Below are 17,262 nucleotides of genomic sequence, written 5' to 3'. Positions count from 1 at the left end.
CCGGGAACTTACCAACCAGTCACAGTCGTAAACAGTCCTTCACCGGCAGCACACCGACACGGAGCCCGCGGCGGTGCCCGCCTCGATCTTCCGTGGTGAGCTCATGTCCTTCCTGATGTCGAGCGTGACGTTCGTCCCCGCGGTCGTGACGGCGTACGGGGCGGGCGGCACGGTGACGCTCACGTCGCCGCGCGTCCGCACCACCGCGCGCACCGACGAGGGCCGTCCCGTGAACGCCACCCGGATCTCGCCCGCGCCCGCCTCCAGGTCGGCCGACCCGCCGCCGAGCCGTTCGGCCCGGATGTCGCCGGTGCCGGTCCGCGCCCACACCGGCCCGGCCACCGCGTCGAGCTGCACGGGGCCCGAGACCGAGCTCAGGCGCAGGCTGCCGAACAGCTCGCCGGCCCCGAGCCCGCCGGACGTGGTGCCCGCCACGACGTCGATCTCGGGCGGCACGTAGACGGTGTAGTCCGCCAGGCAGAGCGGGCCGGGCGGCTTCCCGTCGTCGCGGCAGGCGGTCTCCAGGCGCAGCGTGGACGTGGCGGGGTCCCAGTCCTCGGTGACCTGCGGCCGGTCCCGCGACCAGCGCAGCGTGCGCTGGATCAGCAGCTCGCCGGCCCGGCCGGGCAGCAGGTACAGGTTGACCGGCGCGGCCGTCGCCCTGATCTCCACCCGGTCGCCGTCGAACGGGATCGAGCGCATCGTGTCGTCCACCGGCTCGCGGGCGCGGGCGAAGCCCACCCACAACCCCGCCGTGGACCAGATCAGCGCGATCGCGGTCGCCAGCGCGCCCGCCGTCAGCCACAGCGCCCTCATGGCGAGCTCCTGATCTTCAGGAACTGCAGGACGGCCAGCACCCGCCGGTGGTCGCCCTCGGCGGGGGACAGGTCGAGCTTGCTGAAGATGTTGCCGATGTGCTTGCCGACCGCGCCCTCGCTGAGCACGAGCGCCTGGCCGATGCCGGCGTTGGAGCGGCCCTCGGCCATGAGCTGCAGCACCTCGTGCTCGCGGGGCGTCAGGCGCTCCAGCGGGTCGCTGTCTCCGCGCACGATGAGCTGGGCGACCACCTCGGGGTCGAGCGCGGTGCCGCCCGCCGCGACCCGGCGGAGGGCGTCGATGAACTCGGTCACGTCGGCCACCCGGTCCTTCAGCAGGTAGCCCACCCCGCCGTCGGCGGCCGAGGCGAGCAGCCGGGCGGCGTAGCGCTCCTCGACGTACTGGGAGAGCACCAGGACCGGCAGGCCCGGCTGCTGGCGGCGCAGCACGAGCGCGGCCCGCAGGCCCTCGTCGGTGTGCGTCGGCGGCATCCGCACGTCGGTGATCACCAGCTCGGGTCGGTGCAGCTCGGCCGCGCGCAGCAGCCCCTCCGCCTCGTCCACGGCCGCCACGACGGTCATGCCGGCCGCGTCGAGCAGCCGGACCAGCCCCTCGCGCAGCAGCACGGAGTCCTCGGCCAGCACTACTCGCACGGCAAGTCCACCTCGATCGTCGTCGGGCCGCCGAACGGGCTGGACAGCCGCAGCCGGCCGTCCACGGCCTCGATGCGCTGGGCCAGGCCGCGCAGGCCCGTGCCGCCCTCCAGACGGGCGCCGCCGCAGCCGTCGTCGTGCACGAGCACGTGCAGGCGCTCGCGCTCGCGCCGCACGCGCACCTCGGCCCTGGTGGCCGCGGCGTGCTTGGCGATGTTGGTCAGTGCTTCGGACACGATGAAGAAGGCCACCGCCTCGATGGTCGGGCTGACGCGCCGCTCGATGTCGACGCGCAGCTTGACGGGGAAGGGGGCGCGGGCGGCGACGCCGGACAGCGCCGCGTCCAGCCCCTGGTCGTTGAGCACGGCCGGATGCAGGCCGCGGACGAAGTCACGCAGCTCCTTCAGCGCCTGCTTGGCCTCCTCGTGCGCCTGCGCGATGGCCTCGCGGGCCGGCTCGGGCAGGTCGGTGAGGGTGGCGCGGGCCAGGCCGAGGTTCATGGCCAGCGACACCAGGCGCTGCTGGGCGCCGTCGTGCAGGTCGCGCTCGATCCTGCGGCGCTCGGCGTCGGCCGCGTCGATCACCCCGGCCCGGCTCTCGGTCAGCGTCTCGATGCGCTGCCCCAGCTCCGAGCGGCTGGGGCCGAGCAGCGTACGGGCGACCAGCAGGTCCAGCGCCGCCATGCCGCGCGCCAGGACCGGCGCGAGCAGCAGCAGCACCAGGCCGACCGCCATGTAGACGAGCACCACGCGCGGGTTGCGGAGGTCGAACTCGAACTCCAGCGGCGGCTTCTCGATCCTGGCGGGCACGAACGCCAGCAGCCCCACCACCGCCCCGCCCCAGGCCAGCGCCACCAGGAACGCCGCGGCCAGCCCCACGACCGGCGACAGCAGGTGGTAGCCGATCTGCCGCCACGTGGCGGCGCTGCGCAGGCTGCCCGGCGTGCCGACGGGCGGGATGCGCACGCCGAGGAACGCCTCGAACCGCGAGCACTGCACCCGCGTGAACAGCGGCATGCCGCCGCGCAGCACGGGCGGCGCCGCGATCGCGACCAGCGTCGACCCGGCGAGCAGCACGGCGACCGGCAGGCCGATCATCAGGTGCGCCGTGTCCAGCCAGGCGCGCGCCGACCACGGGCGGGGGACTTTCATGTCTCAACGGTATTGACCGGGACGAGGGGCGCGAAATGGGTTTGGTGTGCGGGTCCAGGGTGGGGCTAGCCCCACCCTCCCAGGACCTCGTGCCGGAACGCGGACGGGTCGAAGGCGCCGCCCAGCGTGGGGCCGAGGCCGCGCCGGGCCACCTCGGCGAACGCCGCTTTCGCGAGGGCGCCCGCGCCGTCCGGCAGCGCCCCGGCCAGCGGGCGCGCCGCCAGCATCTCCAGGTCGGCCACCGCGCAGCGCCCGGCCGCGCCCGGCTCGGCCGGCCAGCGCCCGATGACCAGGCCGGCGAGGCCGAGGCCGCGGTGCGCCAGCGCCTCCAGGGTCAGGGCCGCCTGGTTGACCGCCTCGCGCCCCGCGCCGGTCACCAGGAGCACCTGCGCGCTCAGCAGCCGCGCCAGGTCCGCGATCGTGGCGCCGTCCTCGTCGTAGCGCTCCAGCAGCCCGCCGCCGCCCTCCACCAGCACCAGGCGGTTGCTCTCGGCCAGCTCGCGCACCAGCAGCGCCACCGACGGCACGGACACCGGGGGCAGCCCCGCCACGCGGGCGGCGGCGGCCGGCGACAGCGGCTCGGCGAAGCGCGCGAGCTCGAACGTGGTGCGCGCCCCCGACAGCCGCCTCACCTCGTCCAGGTCGCCGGGCTCGCCCGGCGCGCGGCCGGTCTGGGCCGGCTTCACCACGGCCACGGCGGCGCCCCTGGACAGCGCCAGGGCGGCCACGGCGGCCGTCACCACGGTCTTGCCCACCGCCACACCCGTCCCCGCGACGACCAGAACGCTCATCCGGCCAGCCTAGACGCGCCGCCCCCGCGACCCGGGCCCGCGCCGCGCCCTCGATCAGTGCCCTCAGCCCGTGCCCTCAGCCCGTGCCCTCAGCCCGTGCCCTCAGCCCGCGCCCGTCGCGTCGCGGCGGGCGGCGGGGGTGGTCTCCCTCGGGGTGCGGCTCAGCTCCTCCTCCAGCTCGCGCGTCACCCGGGCGGCCTGCTCGCGCAGCCGTCGCCGGTGCCGGCTCAGCTCCTCGCCGAACCGCACGGCGACCTGTCCCGCCCACACCGCCGACCCGGTGAACTGCCGCAACGGCTCGTCCAGGGCCGCCGCCAGCTGCTCCGCCTGCCGCCGTACGGCCTCCAGCGCCTGGCGCAGCGCCTCGTGACGCGGGTTGTCCACCGGGTCAGCCGTCTGCCGGCAGGAGCTTCCCCAGCGCGGGGTCCTGCCCCGCCAGGACCTGCTGCGTCCGCTCCAGCGCGGCCCGCGGGCCGTCCCCGGCGGCCCAGTCGGGCGTCGTCCATCCCGGGCCCGCGGTGCCGCGGGCCGCCCTCATGGCGGCGAGCCGCAGCCCCGCCACCGTGCCGAGCCGGGTGACGAGCCGTTCGGCGGCGCTCCCGCCCTCGCCGGACAGGCGCCGGGCGAGGGCCGCCACGCCGCGGTCGAAGGGCTCCAGGTGGGCGTCGGCGCCGGCGAAGGTCCGCAGGAAGCGGTAGGCGTCGGTGAGCGACAGGCGGAAGGCGGGCCGGGCGCCGAGCGCTTCGTCGTCGAACGCGCCGAACCTGCTGGGCCGGGCGGGGGCCGGGTCCGGGGCCCGGGCGCCGGCCACGAGCTCGGTGACGTACGAGCCGGCGATCTCGCCCAGCCGGGCGCGCATGGCGTCGGCCGGCGACAGGCGCGGCGCCGCGGTGATCACGGCGAAGGCGAACCTGGCGGCGTCCGGGCTGTGCGCGCCGTCCCGCTCGTCGTGGACGCCGGCCGCGGCCGCCAGCAGCCGCGCGAAGCTCTCCCTGGCGCGCGGGACGGCCTCCGGGTCGCCGCGCGGCTCGACGCGGGCCAGGAACTGGTCCATCCCGCTCAGCACGGCCGCCAGCGCCGGCTTGGGCAGGATGAGCGGCGAGGGCAGGGGCGGGCGGACGGCGTCGCCGGGCCAGTCGCGCGCGGCCGAGCCCACGGCCTGCCGCGCCGCGGCCGGATCGGCGGCCAGCGCGTCCAGGAGCCGCCCGGTGGCCCCGAGGGCGACGGTCTCCGGCTTGAGCGAGCCGTTCAGCATGGGCACCACCACGTGGACCCGGCCGACGGCGGCGAGCCAGGCGGCAGGGAAACGGCCGGTGGCGACCAGCCACGACAGCGCGACCGGGTCGACGCCGTCGCCGCCGCGCTGGAGGTCGTCCATGACCTTGGCCATGCCGGGCACCCGGGAGGCGGCGCCCGTGGCCGCGCCGAACAGGTGACTCAGCTCGGCCGCCGTCCGCTCGGGAGAGGTCGCCCCGCCGCCGGTGGGCGAGGCGCCGAGCCGGGCGGGCAGCCCCAGGGTCGCCGCGGTGCCGAGGCCGCCGAAGAAGGCCGCGGCGAAGTCGGCGTCGTCGCGGCGGGCGAGCGCCCGGACGAGCAGGTCGCGGCCCGCGATGGCGGCCACGCTCGCGGTGGCGGCCTCGCTCGCGGTGGCCTTGCTCGCGGCGGCGGCCTCGCCTGAGGCGGCGGTCTCATCCGTGGGGGCGGCCTCGCCCGCGGCCTCGCCCGTGGTGGCGGCGGTGTGGTCGCGGAGCAGCCGGGCGAGCTCGGCGCCCGCGCGGCGGGCCGCGCGCGGCGAGGTGAACGGCACCGCCGCCTCGTCGTAGCGCACCAGGCCGGGCCCCGCCCGGTCCGGCTCCTGCCTGCGGATCAGCTCGTTGCGGGCGCGCAGCCGCGGGAGCTGGTCGCCCACCCAGTCCTCGACCTCCTTGAGCGGGGCCAGGGCGGCGGCGCCGACCTGCACGCGGGCCAGCTCGGCGCGGATCGCCGCGGTGTGACCGCCGATCGCGGCATGGGCGCGCGTCAGGGCGGCGATGAAGGCGTCCATGAGCGCGGGGTCGATCCCGGCGTAGGAGGGATCGAGCGGGCCCGTCCCTGGAGGCGTCAGCGACATGTGGAGCTCCCCACTGTCACACAGCGCTGTCACACAGCGCTGTCACGCGGCGCGGGTACGGTCAGGTTCCCCAACTGTCCCACAGGCGGGTGGCGGCGGTCAGCCGTACTGCCGGCCATGCGCAACCGGCCTGGCTCGACCTCAGGGCCGGCGCAGGCGGGTGACGAACTTGTAGCGGTCGCCGCGGTAAAGGGACTGGGCCCACTCCACCGGGTTGCCGTCGGCGTCGAAGGCGTGCCGGGTCAGCAGCAGCATCGGCAGGCCGACGTCCACGCCCAGCGCCTTGGCGTCGTACGGCGTGGCGAGGACGGTCTCGATGATCTCCTCGGCGTCCGTCAGGCGCACGTTGTAGGCGTTGTGGAGGGTCTCGTACAGCGAGGAGTGCACCTCCAGCTCGCGCCGCAGCCGCGGGAAGCGGCGGGCCGACAGGTGGGTGGTGTCGATGGAGACCGGCTCGCCGTTGGCCAGGCGCAGGCGGTGGATGCGCAGCACGCGGCCGCCGGGGTTGATGGCCAGACGGCGGGCGAGGGCCTCGTCGGCGGTGATGTAGCCCATCTCCAGGATCTTGGTGTCCGGCTCCAGGCCGGCCGTGCGCAGGTCGCCTATGTAGGAGGTGAGCTGCAGCACCTGGGCGACCTTGGGCTGCGCCACGAAGGTGCCCTTGCCCTGGATGCGCAGCAGCCGTCCCTCGACCACCAGCTCGGTCAGCGCCTGCCGGACCGTCGTGCGGGAGGTCTCGAAGCGCACGGCGAGGGTGCGCTCGGGCGGCAGCGCGGTGCCGGCGGGCAGGCTCTTGGTCAGCTCGAGCAGGGCCCGTTTGACGTCGTAGTACTTCGGAACGCGGGGGCTGTCGTCGGTCACGCGCTCACCTTCACTTCTGCCACGGCGGTGAGGCGTGTCTGATCACCGCGAGATCATCGGAACCCACATTGGCCAAGGAGGTCAACCGCGGGCGGCGGCGGGCGGTCGGCACCGGGCGCGTACGGTGCCGGGCACGCGCGGATCCGGGCTGCTCAGGCTGATGGTGAAGGATATCCACAGCACCGCGGGCGATCGCAACCGAGGGCGGGGCGCCGTCCGCGCCCGCCGGCCCGGCGCCCGCGGCGGGCCTCGTCCCCGCCTGACCTGTGCGGCGGCGGCACCACGTGCCCGTGAAGATCACCTCCGGCTGCTCCCGCGTGGCCCCGAGGAGGGGACCGTACGGCTCCGCCAATGTGACGGTTCTCACAATATGAGATTGCCGGACGGGGCCCGGCGCGTGAACGGCGCCACACCCCGTTCCGCGCGGCGGACAGAGCCACCCGCATGCCCGCGAACCCGCCCAGGCCCCCGCTGGGCCGGTTTGGTTGTGGCGGGGGAAACCCCGCATGATGCACTCGTGCCGACTCTCAGCGACCTCGTCGCCCGCCACACCGCTCTCGACGAGGCGGATCTCGACTGGCTGCACTCGCTGGTCTCCGACTGGCAGCTGCTGGCCGACCTGTCCTTCGCCGACCTCGTCCTGTGGGCGCCGCTGCTGGGGGAGAACGGCTGGATCGCCATCGCCCAGATGCGCCCGACCACCGGCCCCACCGTCTACCACGACGACATCGTCGGCTCCGTGGCCGCCAAGGGCGAGCGCCAGCTCATCGACACCGCCTGGAACGAGCGCCGCATCTGCCGCGAGGGCGACCCCGACTGGTCCACCGGCGTCCCGGTCAGGGAGGAGACGATCCCGGTGCGGCGCGCGGTCGAGGGCGGCGAGGGCCGCTTCCTCGCGGTCATCCAGCGCTCGACGAACCTGTCGTCGGCCCGCACGCCCTCCCGGTTGGAGCTGACGTACCTGCAGAGCGCCTCCGACCTGGCGCAGATGGTGGCCGAGGGCCGGTTCCCGTTCTCGGGGGAGGAGCCGATCCTGGTGCGCTCGCCGCGCGTCGGCGACGGGCTGCTCCGGCTCGACCGGGCGGGCCGCGTCACCTACGCCTCGCCCAACGCCCTGTCCGCCTACCGCCGCCTCGGCCTGCACGCCGATCTGGTGGGGGCCGAGCTGGGCCGGGTCACGGCCGGGCTGTGCTACTCCGACCAGCCGATCGACGAGGACCTGATGGTCGTGGCCAGCGGCCGGGCGGCGAAGGAGACCGAGGTCGAGTCCGGCGGCACGATCGTGCAGCTCAGGGCCATCCCGCTGATCGTGGGCGGCGGGCGCATCGGCGCGCTGGTGCTCATCAGGGACGTCACCGAGCTGCGGCGCCGCGAGCGCGAGCTGATGACCAAGGACGCCACCATCCGCGAGATCCACCACCGGGTGAAGAACAACCTGCAGACCGTGGCCGCGCTGCTCCGACTCCAGGCGCGCCGCCTGCAGGTGCCGGAGGGCCGGGAGGCGCTGGAGGAGGCCGTGCGCCGGGTCGGGTCGATCGCGATCGTGCACGAGACGTTGTCGCACGCGCCCGAGGAGTTCGTCGACTTCGACGAGATCGCCGACCGCGTGATCGCGATGGCCGGTGAGGTGTCGGCGCCGGAGGCGGCGGTGACGCCGCGCAAGGTCGGGGCTTTCGGGGTGCTGCCGTCGCTGATCGCCACGCCGTTGGCCATGGCGCTGACCGAGCTGCTGCAGAACGCGTTGCAACATGGGCGGCCCAGGCGGCTGGAGGTGGTGGTGGAGCCGGCGCTCGACCGGCTCAACGTCACCGTGTGGGACGACGGGCAGGGGTTGCCCGAGGGCTTCGACCTCGACAGCTCCACGAGCCTGGGGCTGCAGATCGTCCGTACGCTGGTGGAGGGGGAGCTGTCGGGAAAGTTGTCCGTACAGCCACGCCTCGCCGGCGGCACCGAGGTCGTGCTCTCGGTCCCGCGCCCAGCGGCCGGATGAGGCCGCGTGCCGGGGAGGGTCAGGCGGTGGCGCGGGCGCGGGCGCGGGCCGAGCGGCGCTTGAGCGCGCGGCGCTCGTCCTCGCTCAGGCCACCCCAGACGCCGGCGTCCTGCCCGGACTCGAGCGCCCACTTCAGGCAGGCATCGACGGCCGAGCAGGAACGGCAGACCTGCTTGGCCTCCTCGATCTGCATGAGTGCCGGGCCGGTGTTGCCGATCGGGAAGAACAGCTCGGGGTCCACGTCACGGCAGGCAGCTCGGTGGCGCCAGTCCATGCGTCCACTCCTTAGTAGATGGGGCCTTTGGTCGGCTCCGTGCGGCTACTACTTTGTGAAGAGTTTCACTAACTCCGGCGAACGATGACCCGGATCCTGTCGGGGACCGGGGTCGTCCGTCGACGGCCGGAGGACCGGGGGCGGTAAAGGTCCTACGTTCCGACGTCAGTCTGAGCCTGTCAGCCACGCAGAGTGCACGCAAGAGGGTTGGCGGGAAGTTTTGGCCGTTATGGATGTCGGATGCGTCACACAATGACCGAATGTAACCAGCTAGACCAGAACTTGTAACGCGTTCGGGGTAGACCGGAATGTTACGGTTTCGCGTTCGCCCAGGTAGTCGCCGTCCAGCTGAAAGGCCACGGGACGCTCGGCGGTGAGCGTGAACTCCGCCTCGTCGTGCAGCTGGACGAGGTGTTTCCCGGCCGGGAGCACGTCACTCTCCGTGAGGATGTGCCGGATCAGCGGCCCCAGCGCGAGCGGACCCATGCGGCGCAGGCCCAGCAGGTCGAGGCCGGTCTCGAAGCTCGCCCACGGCGTGGGGCGGACCGGCTTGGCGCCGACGTAGGTCCAGGGTGAGGTGTTGGAGATGATGGCCATGAAGACGCCCTCGGCGGCCGGGATGCCGGGGCCGGTCACCGTCATCGCGGGATGCCGTTTGTCCGTGGCCAGATAGTGCCTCAGAGCGGTGTTCACATACCGTGCCGGGGTAGCTTTCCTGCCGGTGCCCCGCAGGCCCTCTACGGCCCGTACAACCTCGGCGTCGTACCCCATACCGGCGCAGAAGGTGAAATATCGGCTCTCGCCCTCCCAGAGGGCCTGGCCCAAACCCACCGTCCTCCGGCGGTCCTCCCGCAGCGCCTCCAACACCGCGCCGGTGGCCTCGACCGGGTCGTTGGGCAGGCCGAGAGCCCGGGCGAAGACGTTCGCGCTGCCCCCGGGGATGACGACGAGCGCGGGACGCCCGGTGCTCGGGTCGTCGAGAGGCGGCACCTGCTCCCCGTTGACCGGGTTGAGCAGGCCGTTGACGGTCTCGTTGATGGTGCCGTCGCCGCCGAGCACGACGACCACGTCGTAGTCCTTGGCGCGGGCGGTGGCGGCCAGGCGCGCGGCGTGCCCCCGGTAGCGGGTCTCCTCGACGGCGAGCTCGACGGCCGCGCCGAGCGCGCGGATCAGCACGTCCCTGGTCCGGGCGTTCGTCGTCGTGGCCTTCGGGTTCACCAGCAGCATGGCGCGCATATCGCCAGCGTAGCCCGTGCGCGCGCACCTCCTCCGCCATCCTGGGCGGGCCGGGGGAGAGGTAGGGTACGGGCGTGAACCGACGTCCGCTCACCCTCGTGATCGCCGCCGTCGTCGTCAGCCTGGAGGGGCTGGTGGCACTCGGCCTCGGCGGCTACGCCGCGGTCGAGACAGTCACCGGCCGGCCCGGCAACCTGACGACCGCGATCGCCGAGTCGGCGTTCGGCGTGCTGATCGGCGCCGGGCTGCTCTGGGTCGCGTGGGGCGGGCTGTTCAGGATGGAGAAATGGGGCCGCTCGCCGGGCGTGCTGACCCAGATCTTCCTGCTGCCGGTCGCCTTCACGCTCATCCAGTCGGGCCTGCCGCAGCTCGGGATCCCGCTGATCCTGGCCGCCGCGGCCGCGCTGGTGTCGCTGCTGGCGCCCCCCACCACCCGCGCGCTCTACGGCGACGAGCAGCCCACGGCCAAGTAGGCGGCGGCTCACGGCTGAGCAGGCCGGCCGGCGGGCGCCCGGCGGTCAGTCGCCGGCCGTCAGTCCTCGGCCGTCAGCCCCTCGCGCAGCTGCGCCAGCGTACGGGCGAGCAGGCGCGAGACGTGCATCTGCGAGATGCCGAGCTCCGTCGCGATCTGCGACTGCGTCATGTTGCCGAAGAAGCGCAGCAGCAGGATGCGCTTCTCGCGCGGCGGCAGCCGCTCCAGCAGCGGCTTGAGCGACTCGCGGTACTCGACGCCCTCCAGCGACTCGTCCACGATGCCGAGCGAGTCGGACACCGCGGGGGCGTCGTCGTCGCCGGAGTCGGGCGCGTCGAGGGACACCGTCGAGTAGGCGTTGGCCGACTCGAGCCCCTCCAGCACCTCCTCCTCGGTCATCTTGAGGTAGGAGGCCAGCTCGGCGACCGTCGGGGCGCGGCCCTCGCGCTGCGACAGGTCGCTGATGGCCTTGGTCAGCGAGAGCTTCAGCTCCTGCAGGCGGCGCGGCACGCGGACCGCCCAGCCCTTGTCGCGGAAGTGCCGCTTGATCTCGCCGACGATGGTGGGCGTGGCGTAGGTGGAGAACTCCACGCCGCGGTTGAGGTCGAAGCGGTCGATGGACTTGATCAGACCGATGGTGGCGACCTGGGTCAGGTCGTCGAGCCACTCGCCCCTGTTGCGGAAGCGGCGAGCCAGGTATTCGACCAGGGGAAGGTGAAGCTCGACCAGCTCGTCCCTGATGCGCTGGCGGCGCGGCTCCTCGGGGCCCAGCTCGGCCAGCTCCGCGAAGAGCTGACGGGCGCGCACCCGGTCGGGCACGGCGTGTTCGCTGGTGGCCATGGCTCCAGTCCTTTCCGTCACGCCGGCCCCGCCGTGCTCTGGGCCGTGCCTCGGCGCTTACGGAGGACGATGGCCATGCGGTCGGCGCCGTCGGTCACCGCGTCGACGTCGTCGGCCAGTGCGGTCAGCACCATCCAGGCGAAGTCGTCGCGCTTGGGCGCGGAGCTCCCGACCGTCGCCACCTCGACCCTGACCTGCATCTCCTGCCCGGTCAGCTCGAACTCGGCGGTGAGGTCGGTGCCGGGCACCGCCTCGCTCAGCAGCATGGCGCACGCCTCGTCGACCGCGATCCGCAGGTCCTCGATCTCGTCCAGCGTGAAGTCAAGCCGCGCCGCCAGCCCAGCGGTGGCCGTACGCAGCACAGACAGGTAGGCGCTCGCGGCGGGGAGCCGGATGCTCACCACGTCGCGGATGCCGGCCACGCCTTCCGCGCGCGTCTCGGTTTCCTCGGTCACGTTCCTCCTCGCATATCCGACGCCAACTGCAACTTACCGCTCCGGAGAGGCGCTTGGACGAATCAGACTCGCCATCTACGGAAAAGGCTCTGCGCGGTCTGGGACCGCGCAGAGCCTTATGTGCCGTTTTAGGCCGCCTTGGTCTCCCAGAAGATCTTGGAGATCTCGTCGATCTTCCCCAGCAGCTCGTCCGCCTTGGCGACGTCGACGGTGCCCTTGGCGCCCGCGGCGCCGGCGAGCTTCGTGGCGTCCCAGAAGAGCTGGTGGAGCTGGGGGTACTGCTCGAGGTGCGGGGGCTTGAAGTAGTCGGTCCAGAGCACCCAGAGGTGGTGCTTGACCAGCTCGGCCCGCTCCTCCTTGATGTGCAGCGCGCGGCCGCGGAAGACCGGGTCCTCGTTGGCCGCGTACTTCTCCATGATCGCCTTGACCGACTCGGCCTCGATCCGGGCCTGGGCGGGGTCGTACACACCGCACGGCAGGTCGCAGTGTGCGGAAGCGACATGCTTGGGTCGTAGCAGTCGTGCGAGCATCAGAAAGTCCTTCCTGGATGCTGAATCAGCTTGGTCCACAACCGACCTTACTCGGGTCCCAACGCCTGTGGAGTAGGGGGTAGAGCCCATGAGAGTGCGTGTCGAGGGCGATTCGATGCGGCCCGCCCTGGTCCCCGGCGACTGGCTCCTCGTCCGCAGGAACGCCGCCGTGCGCCCCGGCGACCTCGTGGTCGCCCGGCTGCCGGAGAACCCGGACCAGCTCATCGTGAAACGCGCCCAGTGGCACGGCGTGGACGGCTGGTGGCTGGAGAGCGACAACCAGCGGGCCAGCGGGCGGCGCGACAGCTGGGACTTCGGGCCGGTGCACGACATCGTCGGCCGGGTGGTGCTGCGTTACTGGCCGCTGGTGCGCAGGCGCCGCTGAAACCCTGCTCGCGCGGCCGCTACGACGCCTCCTGCCTGCGGCGGGCCCGGTAGGCGGCCACGTTGGCGCGGCTGGCGCAGCGGGCCGAGCAGTAGCGGCGGGAACGGTTGGAGGAGGTGTCGAGGAAGGCCCGGCCGCAGCGCGGCTCCCGGCAGCGGCCCAGCCGGTCCGCGCCCAGCTCCGCCACCACCGCGGCGAGCCCCATCACGGCGGTGGCCGCGGGGTCCTCGGCGAGGTGCAGGTGCCAGGGCCGGCCGTCGTGGGCCGAGAGCTGGGGTCGTACGGGATAGCGCGTGAGCAGGGCGTTGAGCCGCTCCGCCACGGCCCGCTCGTCGCCCGCCGCGTCGAACACCGCGGCCAGCTCCTGGCGCAGCCGGATCAGCTCGGACGGCGGCGCGAGGTCGTTGACGAGCCGGACCGCCCACTCGGCGTAAGAGGTCAGGTCCATGCCGGAGTATTACACGCGCGGCGGGGCGCTCCGGACGCCCCGCCGCGCACGGCTCGGCCGCGATCAGCCCTCCGGGTGCAGCACCCGCCGCAGGAACGCCTTCGTCCGCTCCTGAGCGGGATCGCCGATCACCTGGGACGCCGGGCCGTCCTCGACGACCACGCCGCCGTCCATGAACACCACCCGGTCGGCCACCTCCCGGGCGAAGCCCATCTCGTGGGTGACCACGAGCATGGTCATGCCCTCCTCCGCCAGCTTGCGCATGACGGTGAGCACGTCGCCGACCAGCTCGGGGTCGAGCGCCGAGGTGGGCTCGTCGAAGAGCATGAGGTCGGGGTTCATGGCGAGGGCGCGGGCGATCGCCACCCGCTGCTGCTGCCCGCCGGACAGCTGCCCGGGGTAGGAGTCGCACTTGTCGCCGACGCCGACCTTCTCCAGGTTCTCCCTGGCGACGATCTCGGCCTCCTTGCCGCTCCGCCGCAGCACCCGCCGCTGCGCGATCATGACGTTCTGCAGCGCGGTCATGTGCGGGAACAGGTTGAACTGCTGGAAGACCATGCCGATGCGGCGGCGGACCGCGTCGATGTCCACGTCGGGGTCGGTGACCTCGACGCCCTCCACGAAGACCTTGCCCCTGGTGGGCGCCTCCAGCAGGTTCACGCAGCGCAGCAGCGTGGACTTGCCCGAGCCCGACGGCCCGATGACGCAGACCACCTGGCCCGGCTCGACGGTCAGGTCGATGCCCTTGAGCACCTCGTTGTCGCCGAAGGACTTGTGCAGGTCCGCGATCTCGATGGCGTGCGTCATCGGTTCCTCCCCTTCCGTCCCTCCAGCCGGGAGGCCAGGTAACCCAGCGGGATGGTGACGATCAGGTACGTCACGCCCGCGACCATGATCGGCGTGGCGTTGGCGTACTGGGAGGCCAGGTCGTTGCCGAACTTGGCCAGCTCGACGTACTCGCCGGACACGCCGAGGAACAGCACCAGCGAGGAGTCCTTGAGCAGGGCCACGAACTGGTTGGTGGTCGGCGGGATGACCATCCTGATCGCCTGCGGGATGACCACCGTGACCTGGGCGCGGGTGGCGGACATGCCGAGCGACCTGGCCGCCTCCGTCTGCCCCTTCGGCACCGCCTGCAGCCCCGCGCGGAAGACCTCCGCCTGGTAGGCGGCGCCGACCAGGCCGAGGCCGAGGATGCCCTGGCCGTAGGTGCCGAACGGCACCTGGAAGCCGGGCAGCGCCAGCGGCAGGAAGGTGATCATCAGGAAGATCAGCAGCGCCGGGAGGCCGCGGAAGATCTCGATGTACACGATCGCGATCCACCGGTACGGCCGCACCTGCGACAGCCGCATGAGGGCCAGCAGCAGCCCCAGCAGGAACGAGAAGACGAACCCGCCGACGGAGTAGATGATCGTGTTCCGCAGCGCGACGGTGAACAGGTCGGGCAGCGCCTCGCCGGCCACGTCCGGCTTGGCGAAGTTCTGCGCGAGGCTGCTCCAGTCGGCGTACAGGACGACCGCGACCAGCGCGGCGACCAGCACGACGTACTGGACGCCGCGGCTGACTTGCTGCTTCTTCCGCGGGCTGAGCCTGGCGCGGGCAGGCTCAGCCGTGGTGGGCAGGTCGGCCATCGGTCAGCCCAGCTCGCCGGGCTTCTTGCCGAACCACTTCACGTAGATCTTCTCGTAGGTGCCGTCCTGCTTGGCCTTGGTGATCTCGTCGTTGACGGTCTTGAGCAGGACCGGGTCGGCGTCCTTCTTCAGGCCGATGCCGTACTGCTCGCCGGTGTCGAGGCTGGCGATCAGCTCGAACTTGTCGGCGACCTCCGGCTTCTTCAGCCACGTGAGCACGACGGGCAGGTCCTGGACGATCACGTCGGCCTGGCCGGCCTGCAGGGCCAGCAGCTCCTTGGCGGAGTCGGCGTACTCGGTGGGGTTGAGCCCCTGCTTCTTGACGTAGTCGAGGCCGGTGGTGCTGGCCTGGGCGCCGAGCTTGAGCCCCTTCGCCTTGACGTCGTCGAGGGACTTGGCGCCGGTGCCCTTCTTGGCCAGCAGGGCCTGGGTGGCGTCGAAGTACGGCTCGGAGAAGGTGATGTTCTTCGCCCGGTCCGGGGTGATGGTCATGCCTGCGGCGGCGAGGTCGCACTTGCCGGCCGCCATCGCGGCGCCACTCTTGATCACCGCGAAGTCGATGTCCACGATGTTCTGGGTGACGCCCAGCTTCTTGGCCGCCAGGTCCACGATGTCGACGTCGAAGCCGACGATCTTGCCGCTGGCGTCCTTGAACTGGAACGGCTCGTAGGGAATGTTGGTGCAGACCGTGAGCTTGCCGGGCTGCACCAGCTTCACCGCGGTCGAGCCCGAACCGGCGCTCGCACTGGTGGTGCCGGCGCTGCCCGAGCCGGATTCGCTGCCGCACGCGGCCAGCGCGAGAGCAGCGGTGAGGGCGAGCGCGCCGGCGGCGTAGCCACGGCGGCCCTTGGGGCTGAGGGCCATGTACGGCCTCCTAAGTGAAAAGCCATAGAACTTGCGTTTTGTGCAGTTTAAATGCGGTTTTGCAGCGTTCCGTCATCGGGGCTTTAACGATGCGTCAACGGAACGGCCTCGGACGGGACAGCGACGCGCTCCGAACACCGTCTCACGATGTGGCACTATGGGTTCACGGGTGACCCCCGAACCCCCCTCACGTGATGACGCCGAGGGGACCCTGGCAGCTACCGAAGCCAGCCCGCTCGCGCTCGTCCGCCGAAGGTCTTTCCGCTTCCGATGACTACAGGGGTCGCTGTGGCTGCCACGCCCGCTTCCGAATCCGTCACTCCCGTCACCTCCGAGCCCGCGCTCGACCTCGATCTCGACCCGGCCTTCGCGCTGCACCGCGGCGGCAAGATCGAGATCCGCTCCACCGTTCCCGTCCGCGACGCCGGCGACCTGTCCCTCGCCTACACGCCGGGGGTCGCCCGCGTGTGCACCGCGATCGCCGAGACGCCCGCGCTCGCCTCCGACTACACGTGGGTCTCCCGGGTCGTCGCCGTGGTCTCCGACGGCACCGCAGTGCTCGGCCTGGGCGACATCGGCCCCGCCGCCGCCATGCCGGTCATGGAGGGCAAGGCGCTGCTGTTCAAGGAGTTCGGCGGGGTGGACGCCGTGCCGATCTGCCTCGACTGCACCGACGTGGACGACCTCGTCGAGACCGTCGCGCGCCTCGCGCCCTCCTTCGGCGGCATCAACCTGGAGGACATCAGCGCGCCCCGCTGCTTCGAGGTCGAGTCCCGCCTGCGCGACCTGCTCGACATCCCCGTCTTCCACGACGACCAGCACGGCACCGCCATCGTCGTGCTCGCCGCGCTCAAGAACGCCGCCCGGCTGACCGGCCGGGCCCTCGGCGACCTGCGCGCGGTCGTCGCCGGCGCGGGCGCCTCCGGCGTCGCGGTCACCCGCATCCTGCTGGAGGCCGGCATCGGCGACATCGCCGTCGCCGACTCCAAGGGCCTGCTGTACGCCGGACGCGACGGCCTCAACCCGGTCAAGGAGGCGCTGGCCCGCGACACCAACCGGGCCGGCCACACCGGCTCCACCGAGGAGGCGCTGGCCGGCGCCGACGTGTTCATCGGACTGTCCGGCTCGACCGTCACCGAGCGGGCGATCGCCTCCATGGCCGCCGGCTCGATCGTCTTCGCGCTGTCCAACCCCACCCCCGAGGTGCACCCCGACGTCGCCGCCCGGCACGCCGCCGTCGTGGCCACCGGGCGCTCCGACTTCCCCAACCAGATCAACAACGTGCTCGCCTTCCCCGGCGTGTTCCGCGGCGCCCTCGACGTGCGGGCCGCCACCATCACCGAGAACATGAAGGTCGCCGCGGCCGAGGCGCTCGCCGGGGTCGTCGGCGACGACGTCACCGCCACCTACGTCATCCCGAGCCCCTTCGACGAGCGCGTCGCGCCCGCCGTCACCGCCGCCGTGGCCGCCCAGGCCCGCGCCGACGGGGTCGCCCGCCTCTGAGCGTGCCCGAGTGCCGGGCGGGGGCCTTCCGGCTCCCGCCCGTTCCTGGTCGAGCAGGATTTCCGATTGCATCGCGAATTCCCGGGTAGTTGCGGTACCCGTCCGAGTCAGGGCCCGTCGCCTGTCTGCCCGCGCACAGAGCCGGCGACGGGGAAGCAGCAGGGAGTTTAGGCAACCTTTGGGAACTGCCCGTAATCCTTTACGCAAGGTGCTATAACAGTAGCTCTCTGTAATGATGTGGGCGCCGACTCC

At 72.7% G+C, this 17,262-nt stretch carries 20 protein-coding genes; 4 read left to right on the top strand and 16 right to left on the bottom strand.

Annotated features, from left to right (window positions below):
- Positions 1 to 39 precede the first annotated feature (39 nt).
- The 7 genes from MF672_RS03875 to MF672_RS03845 form a co-directional block, all read right to left on the bottom strand.
- Entirely contained in the window at positions 40 to 816 is a 777-nt protein-coding gene (locus MF672_RS03875; RefSeq protein WP_242375952.1) for a DUF4097 family beta strand repeat-containing protein, read from the bottom strand.
- A complete protein-coding gene (locus tag MF672_RS03870) occupies positions 813 to 1,469 on the bottom strand; it encodes a response regulator transcription factor (RefSeq protein ID WP_242375951.1) in 657 nt (218 codons plus the stop codon). Before MF672_RS03870 ends, MF672_RS03875 begins: the two co-directional genes overlap by 4 nt.
- Complete coding sequence (locus tag MF672_RS03865; RefSeq protein ID WP_242375950.1) at positions 1,460 to 2,620, bottom strand: sensor histidine kinase; 1,161 nt, start codon at positions 2,618 to 2,620, stop codon at positions 1,460 to 1,462. The genes MF672_RS03870 and MF672_RS03865 overlap by 10 nt, the downstream gene beginning before the upstream one ends.
- Positions 2,621 to 2,685: 65 nt before the next feature.
- Entirely contained in the window at positions 2,686 to 3,411 is a 726-nt protein-coding gene (bioD, locus tag MF672_RS03860) for a dethiobiotin synthase (RefSeq protein ID WP_242375949.1), read from the bottom strand.
- 102 nt (positions 3,412 to 3,513) lie between these two features.
- A complete protein-coding gene (locus MF672_RS03855; protein WP_242375948.1) occupies positions 3,514 to 3,795 on the bottom strand; it encodes a hypothetical protein in 282 nt (93 codons plus the stop codon).
- 4 nt (positions 3,796 to 3,799) lie between these two features.
- Positions 3,800 to 5,521 (bottom strand): hypothetical protein, encoded by a 1,722-nt coding sequence (locus tag MF672_RS03850; protein ID WP_242375947.1) that lies wholly within the window; start codon positions 5,519 to 5,521, stop codon positions 3,800 to 3,802.
- A gap of 141 nt (positions 5,522 to 5,662) precedes the next feature.
- A complete protein-coding gene (locus MF672_RS03845; RefSeq protein WP_242375946.1) occupies positions 5,663 to 6,382 on the bottom strand; it encodes a GntR family transcriptional regulator in 720 nt (239 codons plus the stop codon).
- 517 nt (positions 6,383 to 6,899) lie between these two features.
- On the opposite strand from MF672_RS03845, the gene MF672_RS03840 reads away from it, so the two are divergent.
- Entirely contained in the window at positions 6,900 to 8,372 is a 1,473-nt protein-coding gene (locus tag MF672_RS03840) for a PAS domain-containing sensor histidine kinase (protein ID WP_242375945.1), read from the top strand.
- A gap of 19 nt (positions 8,373 to 8,391) precedes the next feature.
- Here MF672_RS03840 and MF672_RS03835 read toward each other — a convergent pair whose 3' ends face one another.
- Complete coding sequence (locus MF672_RS03835) at positions 8,392 to 8,646, bottom strand: WhiB family transcriptional regulator (protein ID WP_127936223.1); 255 nt, start codon at positions 8,644 to 8,646, stop codon at positions 8,392 to 8,394.
- A gap of 270 nt (positions 8,647 to 8,916) precedes the next feature.
- Positions 8,917 to 9,882: a diacylglycerol/lipid kinase family protein gene (locus tag MF672_RS03830; protein ID WP_242375944.1), complete on the bottom strand. Its 966-nt coding sequence runs from the start codon at positions 9,880 to 9,882 to the stop codon at positions 8,917 to 8,919.
- A gap of 74 nt (positions 9,883 to 9,956) precedes the next feature.
- Between MF672_RS03830 and MF672_RS03825 the strand changes: the two genes are divergently transcribed.
- Positions 9,957 to 10,355 carry a hypothetical protein gene (locus tag MF672_RS03825; RefSeq protein ID WP_242375943.1) on the top strand — a complete coding sequence of 133 codons (399 nt, stop codon included), beginning with the start codon at positions 9,957 to 9,959 and terminating at the stop codon, positions 10,353 to 10,355.
- A 59-nt stretch (positions 10,356 to 10,414) separates the two neighbouring features.
- Here the strand turns inward: MF672_RS03825 and MF672_RS03820 are convergent, their stop codons facing one another.
- The 3 genes from MF672_RS03820 to sodN all read right to left on the bottom strand — a co-directional run bounded on the left by MF672_RS03820 (position 10,415) and on the right by sodN (position 12,179).
- Entirely contained in the window at positions 10,415 to 11,194 is a 780-nt protein-coding gene (locus MF672_RS03820; protein WP_020544159.1) for an RNA polymerase sigma factor SigF, read from the bottom strand.
- A 17-nt stretch (positions 11,195 to 11,211) separates the two neighbouring features.
- The gene (locus MF672_RS03815; protein ID WP_242375942.1) at positions 11,212 to 11,649 is read right to left on the bottom strand and encodes an ATP-binding protein; all 438 of its coding nucleotides are present in this window, start codon (positions 11,647 to 11,649) and stop codon (positions 11,212 to 11,214) included.
- 128 nt (positions 11,650 to 11,777) lie between these two features.
- Entirely contained in the window at positions 11,778 to 12,179 is a 402-nt protein-coding gene (gene sodN / locus MF672_RS03810; protein WP_242375941.1) for a superoxide dismutase, Ni, read from the bottom strand.
- 88 nt (positions 12,180 to 12,267) lie between these two features.
- Between sodN and MF672_RS03805 the strand changes: the two genes are divergently transcribed.
- Complete coding sequence (locus MF672_RS03805) at positions 12,268 to 12,564, top strand: S24 family peptidase (protein ID WP_242375940.1); 297 nt, start codon at positions 12,268 to 12,270, stop codon at positions 12,562 to 12,564.
- A 19-nt stretch (positions 12,565 to 12,583) separates the two neighbouring features.
- Here MF672_RS03805 and MF672_RS03800 read toward each other — a convergent pair whose 3' ends face one another.
- The 4 genes from MF672_RS03800 to MF672_RS03785 all read right to left on the bottom strand — a co-directional run bounded on the left by MF672_RS03800 (position 12,584) and on the right by MF672_RS03785 (position 15,507).
- Complete coding sequence (locus MF672_RS03800) at positions 12,584 to 13,012, bottom strand: CGNR zinc finger domain-containing protein (protein WP_242375939.1); 429 nt, start codon at positions 13,010 to 13,012, stop codon at positions 12,584 to 12,586.
- 63 nt (positions 13,013 to 13,075) lie between these two features.
- On the bottom strand, positions 13,076 to 13,819 hold the full coding sequence (locus MF672_RS03795) for an amino acid ABC transporter ATP-binding protein (protein WP_242375938.1): 744 nt from the start codon (positions 13,817 to 13,819) through the stop codon (positions 13,076 to 13,078).
- Entirely contained in the window at positions 13,816 to 14,643 is an 828-nt protein-coding gene (locus MF672_RS03790; RefSeq protein ID WP_242375937.1) for an amino acid ABC transporter permease, read from the bottom strand. Before MF672_RS03790 ends, MF672_RS03795 begins: the two co-directional genes overlap by 4 nt.
- Before the next feature lie 3 nt (positions 14,644 to 14,646).
- On the bottom strand, positions 14,647 to 15,507 hold the full coding sequence (locus MF672_RS03785) for an ABC transporter substrate-binding protein (RefSeq protein ID WP_242375936.1): 861 nt from the start codon (positions 15,505 to 15,507) through the stop codon (positions 14,647 to 14,649).
- Between the two features lie 288 nt (positions 15,508 to 15,795).
- Here MF672_RS03785 and MF672_RS03780 point away from each other — a divergent pair, with 288 nt between their 5' ends.
- Positions 15,796 to 17,010, top strand: a complete 1,215-nt coding sequence (locus tag MF672_RS03780; protein ID WP_302893150.1) for an NAD(P)-dependent malic enzyme — start codon at positions 15,796 to 15,798, stop codon at positions 17,008 to 17,010.
- Positions 17,011 to 17,262: the final 252 nt, after the last annotated feature.

The organism is Actinomadura luzonensis (assembly GCF_022664455.2).
GTDB classification, from domain to species: Bacteria; Actinomycetota; Actinomycetes; order Streptosporangiales; family Streptosporangiaceae; genus Nonomuraea; species Nonomuraea luzonensis.
Note: the sequence above shows the minus strand (reverse complement) of the source record. Positions and strands in the feature narration are given on the sequence as shown.